This window comes from Mesorhizobium sp. M2C.T.Ca.TU.002.02.1.1, assembly GCF_003997225.1.
Map to the genome: position 1 here is coordinate 1 of NZ_RZTO01000085.1, position 12,476 is coordinate 12,476.

The 12,476-nt window shown below is 56.9% G+C and carries 15 protein-coding genes; 4 read left to right on the forward strand and 11 right to left on the reverse strand.

The features are described from left to right. Positions 1 to 218 (forward strand): hypothetical protein (locus tag EOD07_RS38095; RefSeq protein WP_206519430.1); only part of this gene is annotated, 218 nt, incomplete at its 5' end. Positions 219 to 512: 294 nt separating this feature from the next. Beyond that, the gene (locus EOD07_RS07045; RefSeq protein ID WP_164772099.1) at positions 513 to 1,085 is read left to right on the forward strand and encodes a DUF3102 domain-containing protein; all 573 of its coding nucleotides are present in this window, start codon (positions 513 to 515) and stop codon (positions 1,083 to 1,085) included. Between the two features lie 518 nt (positions 1,086 to 1,603). Here EOD07_RS07045 and EOD07_RS07050 read toward each other — a convergent pair. The 4 genes from EOD07_RS07050 to EOD07_RS07065 all read right to left on the reverse strand — a co-directional run bounded on the left by EOD07_RS07050 (position 1,604) and on the right by EOD07_RS07065 (position 4,674). Next, a complete protein-coding gene (locus tag EOD07_RS07050) occupies positions 1,604 to 2,014 on the reverse strand; it encodes a hypothetical protein (protein ID WP_127234560.1) in 411 nt (136 codons plus the stop codon). Positions 2,015 to 2,036: 22 nt separating this feature from the next. After that, positions 2,037 to 2,750, reverse strand: a complete 714-nt coding sequence (locus tag EOD07_RS07055; protein WP_127234561.1) for a hypothetical protein — start codon at positions 2,748 to 2,750, stop codon at positions 2,037 to 2,039. A 23-nt stretch (positions 2,751 to 2,773) separates the two neighbouring features. Then, positions 2,774 to 4,282 carry a terminase family protein gene (locus tag EOD07_RS07060; RefSeq protein ID WP_206519431.1) on the reverse strand — a complete coding sequence of 503 codons (1,509 nt, stop codon included), beginning with the start codon at positions 4,280 to 4,282 and terminating at the stop codon, positions 2,774 to 2,776. Between the two features lie 104 nt (positions 4,283 to 4,386). After that, positions 4,387 to 4,674, reverse strand: a complete 288-nt coding sequence (locus EOD07_RS07065) for a hypothetical protein (RefSeq protein ID WP_127234563.1) — start codon at positions 4,672 to 4,674, stop codon at positions 4,387 to 4,389. Positions 4,675 to 4,861: 187 nt separating this feature from the next. Between EOD07_RS07065 and EOD07_RS07070 the strand changes: the two genes are divergently transcribed. Then, a complete protein-coding gene (locus tag EOD07_RS07070; RefSeq protein WP_127234565.1) occupies positions 4,862 to 5,107 on the forward strand; it encodes a hypothetical protein in 246 nt (81 codons plus the stop codon). A 48-nt stretch (positions 5,108 to 5,155) separates the two neighbouring features. Beyond that, positions 5,156 to 5,923 (forward strand): DUF4145 domain-containing protein, encoded by a 768-nt coding sequence (locus EOD07_RS07075; protein ID WP_127234567.1) that lies wholly within the window; start codon positions 5,156 to 5,158, stop codon positions 5,921 to 5,923. Between the two features lie 94 nt (positions 5,924 to 6,017). Here EOD07_RS07075 and EOD07_RS07080 read toward each other — a convergent pair whose 3' ends face one another. The 7 genes from EOD07_RS07080 to EOD07_RS07110 all read right to left on the reverse strand — a co-directional run bounded on the left by EOD07_RS07080 (position 6,018) and on the right by EOD07_RS07110 (position 12,398). After that, positions 6,018 to 6,713, reverse strand: a complete 696-nt coding sequence (locus EOD07_RS07080; RefSeq protein ID WP_127234569.1) for a hypothetical protein — start codon at positions 6,711 to 6,713, stop codon at positions 6,018 to 6,020. 424 nt (positions 6,714 to 7,137) lie between these two features. Further along, positions 7,138 to 9,405, reverse strand: coding sequence for a phage/plasmid primase, P4 family (locus EOD07_RS07085; RefSeq protein ID WP_127234571.1), 2,268 nt, complete (start codon positions 9,403 to 9,405; stop codon positions 7,138 to 7,140). A gap of 176 nt (positions 9,406 to 9,581) precedes the next feature. After that, complete coding sequence (locus EOD07_RS07090; protein WP_127234573.1) at positions 9,582 to 9,893, reverse strand: hypothetical protein; 312 nt, start codon at positions 9,891 to 9,893, stop codon at positions 9,582 to 9,584. Between the two features lie 122 nt (positions 9,894 to 10,015). Next, positions 10,016 to 10,198 (reverse strand): hypothetical protein, encoded by a 183-nt coding sequence (locus tag EOD07_RS07095; RefSeq protein ID WP_127234575.1) that lies wholly within the window; start codon positions 10,196 to 10,198, stop codon positions 10,016 to 10,018. Then, positions 10,185 to 10,481 carry a hypothetical protein gene (locus EOD07_RS07100; RefSeq protein WP_164772100.1) on the reverse strand — a complete coding sequence of 99 codons (297 nt, stop codon included), beginning with the start codon at positions 10,479 to 10,481 and terminating at the stop codon, positions 10,185 to 10,187. The genes EOD07_RS07095 and EOD07_RS07100 overlap by 14 nt, the downstream gene beginning before the upstream one ends. A gap of 5 nt (positions 10,482 to 10,486) precedes the next feature. After that, positions 10,487 to 10,858 carry a hypothetical protein gene (locus EOD07_RS07105; RefSeq protein WP_127234579.1) on the reverse strand — a complete coding sequence of 124 codons (372 nt, stop codon included), beginning with the start codon at positions 10,856 to 10,858 and terminating at the stop codon, positions 10,487 to 10,489. 187 nt (positions 10,859 to 11,045) lie between these two features. Beyond that, a complete protein-coding gene (locus EOD07_RS07110; protein ID WP_127234581.1) occupies positions 11,046 to 12,398 on the reverse strand; it encodes an integrase family protein in 1,353 nt (450 codons plus the stop codon). Positions 12,399 to 12,476: the final 78 nt, after the last annotated feature.

The following is a 12,476-nucleotide window of genomic DNA, read 5'->3' on the forward strand; positions in this document are numbered from 1 at the left end:
TCCATCAATCTTATCTGTCCAACTGGGTGCATTCCTACCCGGTCAGTTTCATGCGGGCTGACGAACAAGCGATATCGTTCAGCGATCCATCCGATTATCAGTTTTGGCTCTGTCAGATGGTGCTGGGAACGAGCGCAGGTTACCTGGAAGACGTGAATGCCCGCATGCGGACGTTCACCGGGAGCGTAGAGGCCGACCCCGTGGGACCCTTCGAGTGACGGGGCACCCCACAGCGCAAGGCATTGGAAAACCCACTTGAGCGCCGCTCGCTTGCCGCTGCAAACGGATGTCGCCAGCGTTGCGCCGGGCACAGTTTTTAACCAACTGTCAAGTAGCCCCCTGGACTCGGCGCGGGCCAGTCCCTACCTTCAGCGTCGAAGCGACATGCTCGCGGTGGCCACCTCTAACGCCAGCGACATCTGCGTCGGCTTCTTCAAGGCAAGGATGAGGAAATCCGACCGTGTACCGCACAAGCTGCGGAGCGTGATCGTTTGCCTATGGGAGCCTTGCCAATGGTACCGCGTCAACAAAAATTAGAATTCCTGAACACCAAGCGAACAAAGCTCGATCCCGAGACCGAGACCAAGGTCGTCGCTGAGGCCACTGCCAAGATTCACCGCCTCTTGAAGCAAGAGACTGAGGTATCATCGGCCATTGGGCTGGAACTGCTGCATATCAAAGCTGTGCTCGGCCACAACCGCTTTGGCGCTTGGATAAGCAAGGAATTCGATCTCAGCCATCGGACAGCACAGAATTACATGGCTGTCGCCAAAGTGCTCGGCGACAAAAGCGCAATGGTTGCGCATTTGCGGCCAACGACTTTGTATGCCCTAGCCAACCGTCGCAAATGCCCAGATCGCGCCCGAGCCGAGGTTTTCAAGCGTATCGCAGCCGGTGAAGCGCTCGACGATCATGCCGTCATAGACATCATTCTCGGTGGCATTAAGGAGGAGCGGCGCCACAGTCCAACGTTCCGCCGCAAGGAAGCCAAGCCGGAGCCTACTTACTCGACCCTCAGCACCGCTGGGCATGCCAATCGCATCTCGCAATTTCTGCGGGATGCCCTCCAACGTACAGCTCGATGAACTCCTCACAATGCTCTGTGGAAATCCAGAGGCTTTTGAACAAGCACTGAATTCACTGTTGGGTAGTCACATTCCGGGCGCAAAAGTGAAGATTGAGCTTGTTGTCCGCGACAAGAGGTCTCTTGACGATGTTGTTCACGGGTTTTGGCCTAAACTCGACCCTAGACAACCATTTCTCCCTTTGAGGCCTGCGGCCCCGCCTATCATTTCTGCGGACTCCCCAGAGCCGGAGATAGCGCCATCTAAGTCCATGGAGATGGAGGAGGCTTAGCGTCCAGTTTGCGCTACGGAGGATCGGGGCGCTCCGGCTTGTCAGTGTCTAGCAAACCGAAGCGCCTTGGAGCGCCGGGGCCGGAAGCGGGACCGCCCCTTCGCTCCGTACAGCCGCGCTAAGTGAGGAAAACCTGCAGCGGCCGTTTCTCGCTGGGAAAGCCCGCGGATTATGTGCAGAGGTAGCTCAGCAACGGGATCGCCCTTCCTGCTGCTCTCTGCGGCTCTCTTGCAGCGATTCTGCATGTTCAAAACGGTGCCCATCGCCTCGCTCCCAGCGGCTGAGCATCCTCTTTGTTCTCATTCCAGAGCCAGACCTCGAAGGCGGGAACATTCCGGTACCAATGGCGGAAGAAGACGTCGCCGGACGGCAGCGCAGCTTGGGCTAGGAGGTCGTAGGTCTTGAAGTCCTCATTGTAGCCAAGCACCGTGCAAAGCTGGCCGCCGTAATAGACATCGGAGCCATTGGGGTATGGAGCATCAACCGGATCGGCGATCTCCTCCAATTCCGATTCGACGAACCATCGCGCCCTTGGCAGTACGCTCAAGGTTTGGACTTTGTGCCAATGATCTCCGCCCGGCCCACCGCGAATGTCCTTCACGATGCCCTCGAACTTGGTCGTGGTTGCGCGGACAGGTGTTCCGATGGGGATGGTCACTGGACCGGCTCCAAGGCGCCTCCTATTCAGCCGCGACAGCGGGCCTGGTCAGGGGGCTTATCGGCGCTTGTTTGCTGCGGATGACGTTGTCTCGGTCATGGCGGGCGTCGCAGCGCTCCAAGATCATCCGCTTGGCGGCTTCGATGCCCTGCCTCGTTGCTTCGAGGGCTTCTGATGCCTCCTTGATCCGTTTGGTTTCTTCCGGATGAAGCGACGATGCTGCGCGCTCACGGATCACCACGAGATCGGTGTTGGCTAGGCCGGTCAGGTAGCCCGGAGCATTCAAAACCGCGCCCACAATCGCCGGGTCCGACAGATGGCTTAGGACGTAGTTAGCTGGGCTTGATTGCTTGGCGACGTGAGCCCTGATTTCCTGAGCGAGCATGACATCGGCCACATGGTCGGGTTTCTTCGGTAAGCTCGTCATTTTGGACTCGAAGATGGACAGCGCCTTGGCAACCGAACTTTCTGCCTTGGCCAGCGGCTTGAAGGCGGCGAAATCGGCCATAGCCTTCTGCGCGATTTCCACACGACGCCGTGCCCTTCCCTCGGGGCTGAGGTCGCTGTCGCTTTCGACGGCACGGCATTGTTCATCGACCGCCAGGACGAGGGATCGTGCCGCATCGACGGTTCCCTTGAGGTCTTGCCAGTGCATGAGCGCGGCAGTGTCACGCCAGTGGATCGACTGCGGCGTGATGCGGGCGGCGACATCGTTTTCGTTGATAGGCTTAGGCATGGGTCGTTTTCCTCTGCTTCCTGCTAGTTCATGGCTTCGCGCCGTTTGCGCGCTTCCTCTGCTGTCATGATCCGCCGTTGCCAGCTTCGCGGACGGACTTCGCGGTCCAGTGAGATGACCTTGCCACCGCCCAGCCCCTGCACGATCAGGGTCGTGGCGCGCTTCTTCATCGCATCGGATGCAAGGGCGATGACGCCCGCTACCGCATTGGCAACGTCGTCGTGTGAGTTCGCTGGATGGTCGATACTGTCCTTGCCGCTTCGCGTGGTCCGGCGCTCAAGATTCTGAAGCTGCCGCAGCAGACGGTCGTGTGTCAGCAGTTCGACCTGACCACTGTTGATCAGCGGAAGCAGGCGTTGGTAGAGCTCGGATTTGGGCCGAGCTGCCTGATGATAGGTGATGCCGAACTTCCTGAACTGTTCGACCGGCCAGACGCCTGCATAATGGTCGCCTTGGCACTTGGTCACGCCATACGTCTTCATGGTGTTGGCGTACTGCTCGCAGACGAACTCCGGATTGAACGGCGGAATGAACTCGCGGATCACGTCGAGGCAGACCGTCTCACCTTCCTTGTGCGCGATGGCGAGGGTGAAGCTGTCTTCTTTGCCGCCCGATGGGTCAGTGAAGGCAAAGTACCGCGTACCAGGCTGATAGGGCCGCTCGCGCACTGAGATGGTGACGGCGTCAAGCGCCTCCTTCGACACAAAGCCTTCGACATCGCTCCTGAACTCAGCGAAATATTCGGCTTGTGCGGCTATGGGATCTTCGGCCATCGCCTCATCGATCAAGGACTGATCGATGGTGGCGTTCATCTCGCGGGTGGTCGCCTTCCACACAAGTATCGGGTCGCCTTCCTTGCCGAAGTGCTGGCGGTAGGCCTCGTACAAAATTCCCTTCTTCGCATAGGGACTGGATGCCACAAGAAGGACACTGCCGGGGATGGTGGCTAGGCCGGGTCGGATAGCACGAAGGATTTCAGTGTCTGGGGTGGCGCTGTCGTCCTTTGGATAGAAAGCGGCTTCATCGAGCAGTGCCGCAACCAAGGTGTAGCCGCGCGTGGACTTATAGGATGCCGTACCGACTTCGATGGTGACGGCATTGGACAGATCGACGGATGCCGCAGTCTCGCCTTCCACATACTGCCGCAACATGGGGATGAATTCGAAGAAGCCCTTGATGTAGTTGAGGATGGTGCGGGCCTGATTTTTGTCGCTCGCAATGATGAGGATGGTACCGCGCTCCCCCGGTTGCAGGTGCTGGCGATACTCGCGGAAGCAGGCCAAGTATGTTGCGATGAGCGCAAGGACGAAACTCTTGCCAGCGCGCCGTCCACAAATGAGCCACCCCTCGCGGCATGGCTTGGTTGGCGCTACCTTGCGTTCTGTATGCCGCTGGTAGATGACAAGTTCTTCGGCGGTAAGCGGCAGGCCGAAGAAAGCAGCTAGGAAGACAAGCCAACGATGCCAAGTCGTCCTGTCGCGAAACCATTGCGCGAATAGTTTGGTATCGCTGACTGCCTCTAGGATATTCAATGATAAATACTCCGCTTGTCGGAGTATAGCGTTAGTCAACGGCGACGTAAAACGCCGCGACCGTTTGCAAATTATTCACTATTCACAGGGGTAAATATCTGTACTTACCACAACTGCCTTCCCTGCTCGTCCACTCGGGTACGGCCCAACCCCAAGAGGGTGAACAGCCACGGGCGCATCGTGACGAAACCTTGTGCGTTCGCGCAATGCTTGTCGGGATTGAAGTTGCGCGAGCGCGCCTCGCCTATCGTGCTGGTACGAACAGCGGGTAGGACGATCGGCATGGCTTTGTTCTCCACCACGTCGTTTACGTTGGTGACGTAGGTAAAGTCCGTTGTTTCCAACATCACGCAGGGGATGGTGACGTATGTATTCTTCATTGTGTCGACCAACACGGCTGTCCTGTCTGGGAGGGTTTCTCCAAGCCTAAAGCTCAAGGACATGTATCCTGCAAATAGGACGGTCCCGACCGCCGCAATGATCGAACGTCTGTCCATCGATCCCCCGCTGTAGCTGCGCGCAACCGCTACCACCGACTCACCTGCCGTGATACCTATACTAATCCATAAGGAGGAATGAATGGACAGATACGTCGTCGTCGCCAAGGTGCATTGCCGAGTATCGAACGGCGAAAGTCACCACGACGGAAGTCCACTATGGCTCAGCTATTTCGAGGATCGCTCATATACGTTTACCGGCGACCAGTCGATTGGCACCATTTTCGAACGGCTCAGCAGGATTGAGGGCGACGTGGTCGACATCAAACTGCTCTATGATGGGTCAAGCTACGATATACCGGAGTCTGGGAAAGACCCAGCGTACTGATACGTGCTTCTGTACCACCACTCATCATAGCATAGGCAGCCCATTTCAATGACCGCTCCGCAAGCAAACGAAAATGAGATCAGGAAGGCCGAGTGCGGGCGCTGTGGAGGCATTCGGAACTGTGATGTTCGAGGACACCACACTGAGCATGGCGGCGATGACAATTACGACTGGTACAAAGAATGGTATCTTTTGCAGTGTCGCGGTTGCGAACATGTGTTTGTCCAGACAGTGAGCACGAATTCTGAAGATTACTATCACATTGAAGGTCCTGAGGGGTACGAGACTGAACATATAGAGTCGCTCAGCTACTGGCCGGCGCTCTCCAAACGGAAGAAGCCTGAATGGATGTCCGATGCCGGCATTGATGCCGAAGGCGTGCTCGCGTTGGATGAGGCTCTGATCGAGCTATACGGTGCACTCAACAATGATCTCCACATGCTCGCTGCCATCGGCATACGAACCGCATTTGATGTTGCTTCTGAGCTTCTCGGTATCGATCCCGAACTAGGCTTCAAAGCGAAATTGAAAGAGCTGGTTTCCGCCGGCCACATTGGCAAAGTTGATGCCGGGCGGTTGGATGATCTGGTAGACGCGGGCAGCGCATCAGCGCACCGGGGGTGGCGGCCCAAAGCAGACGACCTGAATACGATGGCCGACGTACTCGAACAGTTCGTGTTCGACGCTTTCGTCGCCCCGGCACGCAAGCAACGCCTGAACGTCAAAATGGCCGAAATGAAGCGAAAGGTTCCGGCGCGCAAAGCTGCTAGAAAGGTCGCAGAACCCGCCCCCGAGATTCCGGCAGCTACCGGCTGACAGAGCGGCGTCAGCGCGCGCGAAGATCGTCCGGTAGTGCGATAGCTCTGAGCAGATGGCACTAGCGTCTCGGCTGTCACTCGCCGATTTCTCGCTATGGTTTGGGCTTACGGGAGCCGCGCGGGTTTTTTGCTTGCTCTCGCCGAGCGATTTCCCATGGCTGGTCTGGCACAGGAGGTGGCGTCACGATCTCCGTTAGGGGCATGGTGGCGAAGGGATTGTTCTCGGGAAGGAGTTCCGTGGGGCGGTTGATCGTGGAAACTGGATCGTGCTGCTCGGGAGGGTGATAGGTACCGCTCTCTTCCCCACCCCGGTCCGTTTCCACTTCACCGTCCAGGTCCATCGATCGTTGGGCGATGTACTTCGACAGATCAGGCGTGAGGTCGAGAACCTTCTTCTGTAGGCCGACGCTGCGCAGCATGGCATGGAGCAGGCCGACAAGGTTGGCATAGCCGCCAAGGTGGATGCCGTGTTCCGTATCCGGATTGAGTTGGATGTACTCCATATGCGCTGCCAAGGCGCGGCAGAACGCTGCTCGCTCCAAGAGAGTCTTGACTGCAAGGCTGACGTTGGCATCGCCGCCGATCTCGGCAACCATAGCGTTGTACCACTCGTAAGCTTCCGTGGCTGCGCGGGTCTTGTCGGCTAGGTCCCAGAGCGTCATGAGACCGAGCTTCTTGTTCTTGCCGCCGACATGCGTGGCTTGAGTACGGGCCTTGTTAGGCTTGTCGTCAGTGTCTAGGACCTCGGTGGGCCGAACGCCTTCCCCTGCTCTTCGGTTAGCGGCCATGCGCTGTTTCTCCTACTCAGGCTAACACTAGACTAACACTGTCTGGCGCCACATGAGATTGTGCAACAAACTCAACCGCAACAATTATGCATACGTTAATTTTGTCAGGGTTCGCGGCGAGTTAACCAGTTATCGTTTACTATTTCGACAGCATTCGTAACACACTTAGCTTAGTCAGCAAACGAACCTAAAACATGTACTTCAAAAATTTGGACACTCACCCTCCTGTTATGAGGTTCCTCTAGCGCCTATCATGGTCCTGACGTCTTGAGTTTGCCCTCTGTCAACCACGCTGTTGGGTTTTTACGGGTTGATGTAATAGAGCCGTACACACGCACGCGCGCCCGCGCGTATGACAAACAGTAGGGAACCCGTAAAAACCCAACAGCGCCCAGAACTCTGGGGTTCCACGAATCGTGAACGCTTAAAATGGAACATCGTCGTCAGCATCCACCTGGCCCGCATCTTGAACCATCTGTTCCTGATCTACTTGAGGCATAGCTCCCGACTTGACCTTATAGGCCAGATTAAAGTTCCAGCATTTACCCCGCTCCAACCTCGCCCATTGCAGCCCAAACCTCTCCGCCCTGCTCGGCCATTCGCGTCCGAACCTCGTTTCCGAATAGTTCTTCCCGGTTCGACCCAGCGCCAACCAATCATTGAAGTTCTTGCAGGCCTCCTGAGACGATATCCAAACCTCTTTGTCTTCCGCCTTTAAAAAGCCGCGCTCTCGGAACCACCTCAACATCAGATCATTGTCATCAAAATATTCGCGTGTGGCCTTCGTCACGACTTCTGGCGGTTTCAGCCCCTTCTCCTGCCATTCCAAGCAAGCTTTGATCATCTTGGCTAGGATGGCAGGCGCCTCTGCCTTGAGATGGTCGACCATCTGCAAATCGCGCTCGCTCTCAGGAATCTCGACGTTGAATGGCACCTTTTGGGTGCGGCGCTGCATTGCCTTATTGGCATTCACCCGTGGCTCATCATTGACCAGCACCATGAGCTTTAGCTTCGGCTGGAACGAGAATGGATTGCGGCGCATGAAGTTGGCGGTCATCTTCTCACCGCCTGTCAGCCGCTTGATCCGCGACTCGGCCCAAGCTTGGCCTTCTTCCGTCTCGCTTGCGGTTACCAAGCGCGCGCCCGCGAGCACAGCTATCTCCGCCGAATGCCGTTGCGAATTCGATGCTGTGAGCGTCTCGATCGCTACCGTCTGGTGATAGTCGCCTAGCACATAAGCAATCACTTCCGTGGTGGTCGTCTTGCCGTTGCCGCCCTCACCGCACCAGAACTGAAAAGCCTGCTCGTATGTGACGCCAGTGCAGCTATACCCCCACCAGCGCCACTCATAAGCGATCATCGCTTCGTTGCCGTCGAAGATCCGTTTCAGGTGCGCATCGAACAACGGGCACTGAGCATTGAAATCAGGTGCAACAGCCGTGATTTTGGTCATGTAGTCGTCAGGTCGAGCGGGCCGGATTTTACCTGTTTTCAGGTCCACGACACCGCCGGGCGTATTCAATAGCCAGTCATCACGGTCCCAAATGTCATCAGTCACGGCAAGGCTTGGATCGACGCTAGCCGCTTCCTGCACATTCCGGGCAGTCACCCAGCGCTTCAACGCCTTGTCTTTGGGGTATGTGGCCGCTGCCTCCTTGACGATCTCCCGCGCGAAATAGTGCGCGAGCTTGGTCGTCTGCCGCTTCCAACGCTTGCCGTTGTAGTACATCCATCCCCATGCCTCGACGAAGCGGAGGTGATGGGCATGTCGCTCGGCGAACAGCGTCGCAAGCTCTTCCTCTCCCGGCCCCAGCGCCTGCTCTAAGCCAAGCCACTTCACTACCTGATAGGCTACATCATCACCGAACACCTCCCGCAGCTTCTGCATGCCGGGCGGATCGCCGTCCTTTTCATGCTCCCCATAGGCATCGCGGACGGCGCGGAGCCGGTCTTTGGCTTCCTCGTCTTCGCCACCAAGGCCAAGCAACACCTTTTCGGCCTGCAGGAGCGTGAACCCCACCCTTGCCGCCAGACCACCGAAGGCAAGCGCTGCGTCATGCCGCCCGCTCCCCTTGCCCTGCGGCCAATAGCGCTTGAGCAGTGACAGCGATGCCACGATCTTGGCGATCTTCAGAAGCTGGGGAGCATCCTCTATCAGTTTAGGTTCGTGGTCCTCCTCAGACCATGTGATGAGTTCGCCGGTGTCGCGATGGGTAGAGCCAGGCAGCACCGTTTGCGCGCCCTTGCCGCCCCCACCATGTCGAAACTCAAGCAGTGTTGCCCGCTCATCCTTCTCATCCTTGATCCGTGGGTCTTTGAACCGGATAGCGGCTTGCTTGGGTAGTTTGCCATTGTCCCGATGCCGGTAGAGGAGGTGTGAATTCGGCGCTGTTTTCCGCCCGAACTTGGCCGCGGTTTTTGGAAGGCAGGCCGGCCCTAGAAGTAGTGCCTCGGGGCAATCAAGATCGATGTCGATCAAGCCTGACTTGCCGAGATTGACTCCAATATTCATCAGCTTCTTCGGTGGAAAGTGTTTCTCCAAATCGGCATTGAAATCAGTTTCGTTCCAATCGTCTTGGACGGGCTTCTTTTCACGGAATGGGATTGGTATCACCTTGAAGCCCTGATTGGCGTACTCGCGCGCTAGGCGCAGCATGTCGCCCTCGAAGGCAACAACATTACTCTCGGCCATACCAATATTCTCCAACAATCTGTAATTAGGATGCGCGCTCTGCGCGGCCTTTGTCGTTGGTGGCCATTGTGCTTACTGGAAAGGTTCATTACATTACGCATGCGATTACTTCTCGCACTCCAACAATCTCAAAAAAGCCGGCGGCGGCTCTTGGCTAGGGGCCACCGCTTTCTTATTCAGCGCCAATATCTGTCGTCATCATCGTCCGGATGACGCTTGCCTTGGCTCCGATGTCGCGTGATCACTTTCCGCATGTGGCGCCGCCATAACTCTGCCTGTAGGCGTTCGAACTCCACTTCGCCGACATAGAGTTCGCATAGGTCGTCGAAGTCGAGGAGCAGGTCAACCGGGCCGCGTGACAATTCAATTCGAAGATCGTCACAGTTGTCGTTTGGCTTAACGATCTTCCATCTGAATTTATTGTCGGGGTGAAGCGGTACTATTTCCGCTTTACTACTATTGATTGAGTTGCTAATTTGCTTTTGCATTTATCCGCCTCCTGCGGTTAGGTGTCGTTGCTCAAAGTCATGGCTTGGACTCCCGACCTTGAGTAGCTTCTGGTTCAAATTCGCCCGGCCCGTTCCAATCAAGTGGCCGGGCTTTTTTGGCGTTATTTCGAGAAGCGGCGAACCGCGATCGGATTTTCTAGTCGCGCCATTCGAAGCGCCCGGCGAGCCTCTTCCGCCGTCAGCGCAGGCACAGCGGCAAGGACCTGCTTGACAATCGATTTGCGAGGCTTCTTTGCGTCGGTCTTTATCCAAGCCTTCGCGGCGTCGTACTCAACCTGGCCCATAGTGGTTTACTCCTTCGGGATCGAGGGCTCTTTGCAAGGAAATCCCGGCAGCAGCGCAGGCCGCGCGGTACTGCCGGATGTACTCGATGGCCTCCGTGTAATTCCGGCGCTGCCATTCCTGGGCCGTGGTCGCGGCGACATCGAGCGCGAAGCGTTTGGCCTTGTTGCTGACCCAAACCTCGCCGCCCAAAATTCCCCCGCGCCAAAGCACGCCGCTTTCGAAGCGTTGGCCTCGGTATCTGATCCGATTGATGCTCCGGACGAGTGCGTCGTCTTCGGCCACGCTCATCATTCTGCAGCCTGGGCATGATGGGCAGCGACCTCGCCGGTTTGCTGCGAGCCGGTATCAGTTGCCGGGTCGGCGGACGGAGCCGCGAGAAACTGTTCTTTCAGGGCCGCAATGGCGCGCTCAAGGTTGCCGATGGCGCGCCGTTGCGCGTCCGTGAGCGTCGGATGGCTATCGGGGCCGTTGCACGCTTTGGAATCCAGCCACGCCTGATAGGCACGCTGGGAATAGAGTACCTTTTTGCCGATTTTTATGAACGGCGGGTGCTTCCATGGCGTGCGACTTCGTTCCATGGCCAAGGCCTCGACCGAGCGCTTAGGATTTGTCTTGGTGGAGAGTACCTTCGTGTTGAAGAGGATGTCGGGTTCTTCCATCATCGCTTCCCTTTTTGGGTGGGCCGCGAGAGGTGAACAAAGGAAAAGGACGAACGTCCACCATCGCGGATATCGTTCGTCCTTCCTTTCTTGAGCTTATAAGCTACAGCTTTAAACGACGTGCCGCAAGCTTTTTGTTACCGCCGCGAACTCCTCTCCGTGTAGAGTTAAATATAAGGATGATATATCACGCTGCCTTCATGTCGATGACATTGCTAACCTGCTTCGCTTTCCGCTTGTGTGCCTTCTTGGGGTAGGCAAGACCGAACTGCCAGTCAGCGATCCGCTGAGACGATGCTCGCACAGGTTCCAGCTTGGGGCTCCAATAGCCATTGTGATAATCGCTATCGGGGACGGTGTGGTTCATCAACTTCTTGACGTGGAGGTCAGGGACACCGATGTCCGTGCCGACCGTCATAAGCATGCGGCGGAAGCAGTGGTTGGATGACTTTATCCCCTTATCCTTTCCCCCTGTCGCCTTCCTGATGTCGCCGAAATATTTGTAGGTGTTGGTCAGCGGCAGGCTGGGATCAAAGCGGGCTGGAAACACGAAGACGGACCTCTCGTCCACTGGTAGGGCCTCGCGCTCACTCCACCGCTTCCGCAATACATCTGCCGCATAGCTGTTCAGCGGCACGACGAACGGTTCCTCGGTGCGGTCGCCGGACTTGTGGCGCTCTGGCTGTAGGACGATTAGATCCTTGTCGAAGTCAACCTCATCCCACTGCAACTTAGATGCCTCACTTACCCGAAGACCGGTTGCCAGCAGAAGGTCGACATAATCGCCGAAGGCTGGATACTCGACAGCCTTCGCTGCCACCATGTACTCAGCCAGCCTGTCGTCCGGGATGATGCACTTGTTGGCTTTGAGCGTTGGCCACAAGCCCTCCAGCGTCTCGCTCGGCCCCTCAAGCGCCAGCAGTGTTGGGTTGCGCTTAGAGGCCAGGTTCCAGACGCCCACATAATGGGTAAAGGTGTCATGGGCAGTGTGGGCGCCCTTTACACTCCACAGTTCATCTAACCGCTCTTCGACCATCTCTGGGGTAATGGCGGACAGCGGCTTGTCCCACCAGTCCTTCAAATAGGCCATCGCATATCCGTATTTGCGGAGGGTATTGACGCGGAGCCCGACCTCCTTCCCCTTGACCTTTCGCTTCTGCTTCTTCTGTAAATAGCGGTTATGCCAGTCAAGGAAGGTCAGTTCGGTCGGCTGGGGCTGTGGGATCGGTGTCGCCACGGGCTTGGGTGGACGGGGGTCTTCACCGCGATGGATTTTTGCAAGCCAGTCCTCTGCGATCTTGCGCGCTTCATCCACCTTCATGTCCGAACAACGACCGATGGTGAAGACCGTCACCTTCTTATTGAAGCTGGTTCTTATGACGAAGCTCTTGCTGGCCGTATTCACGTCAACGGCAAAGCCGCGCGGGCGCTCGGCATAGAAAGTCACCTTCCCTGACGGGTGCGGGACGGGCAAGGCATCTACGAACTTTTGCGTAATTGCATATCGCAACGTGGAGCGGCGGGCTTGCTGAGCGGTCATGGTGGTCGGGTTCCCCTTTTGCAGTGTTATTCCTGTGTTAGCCTGCAACCAATGCGAGCAGCACTAACTCACTGCAAC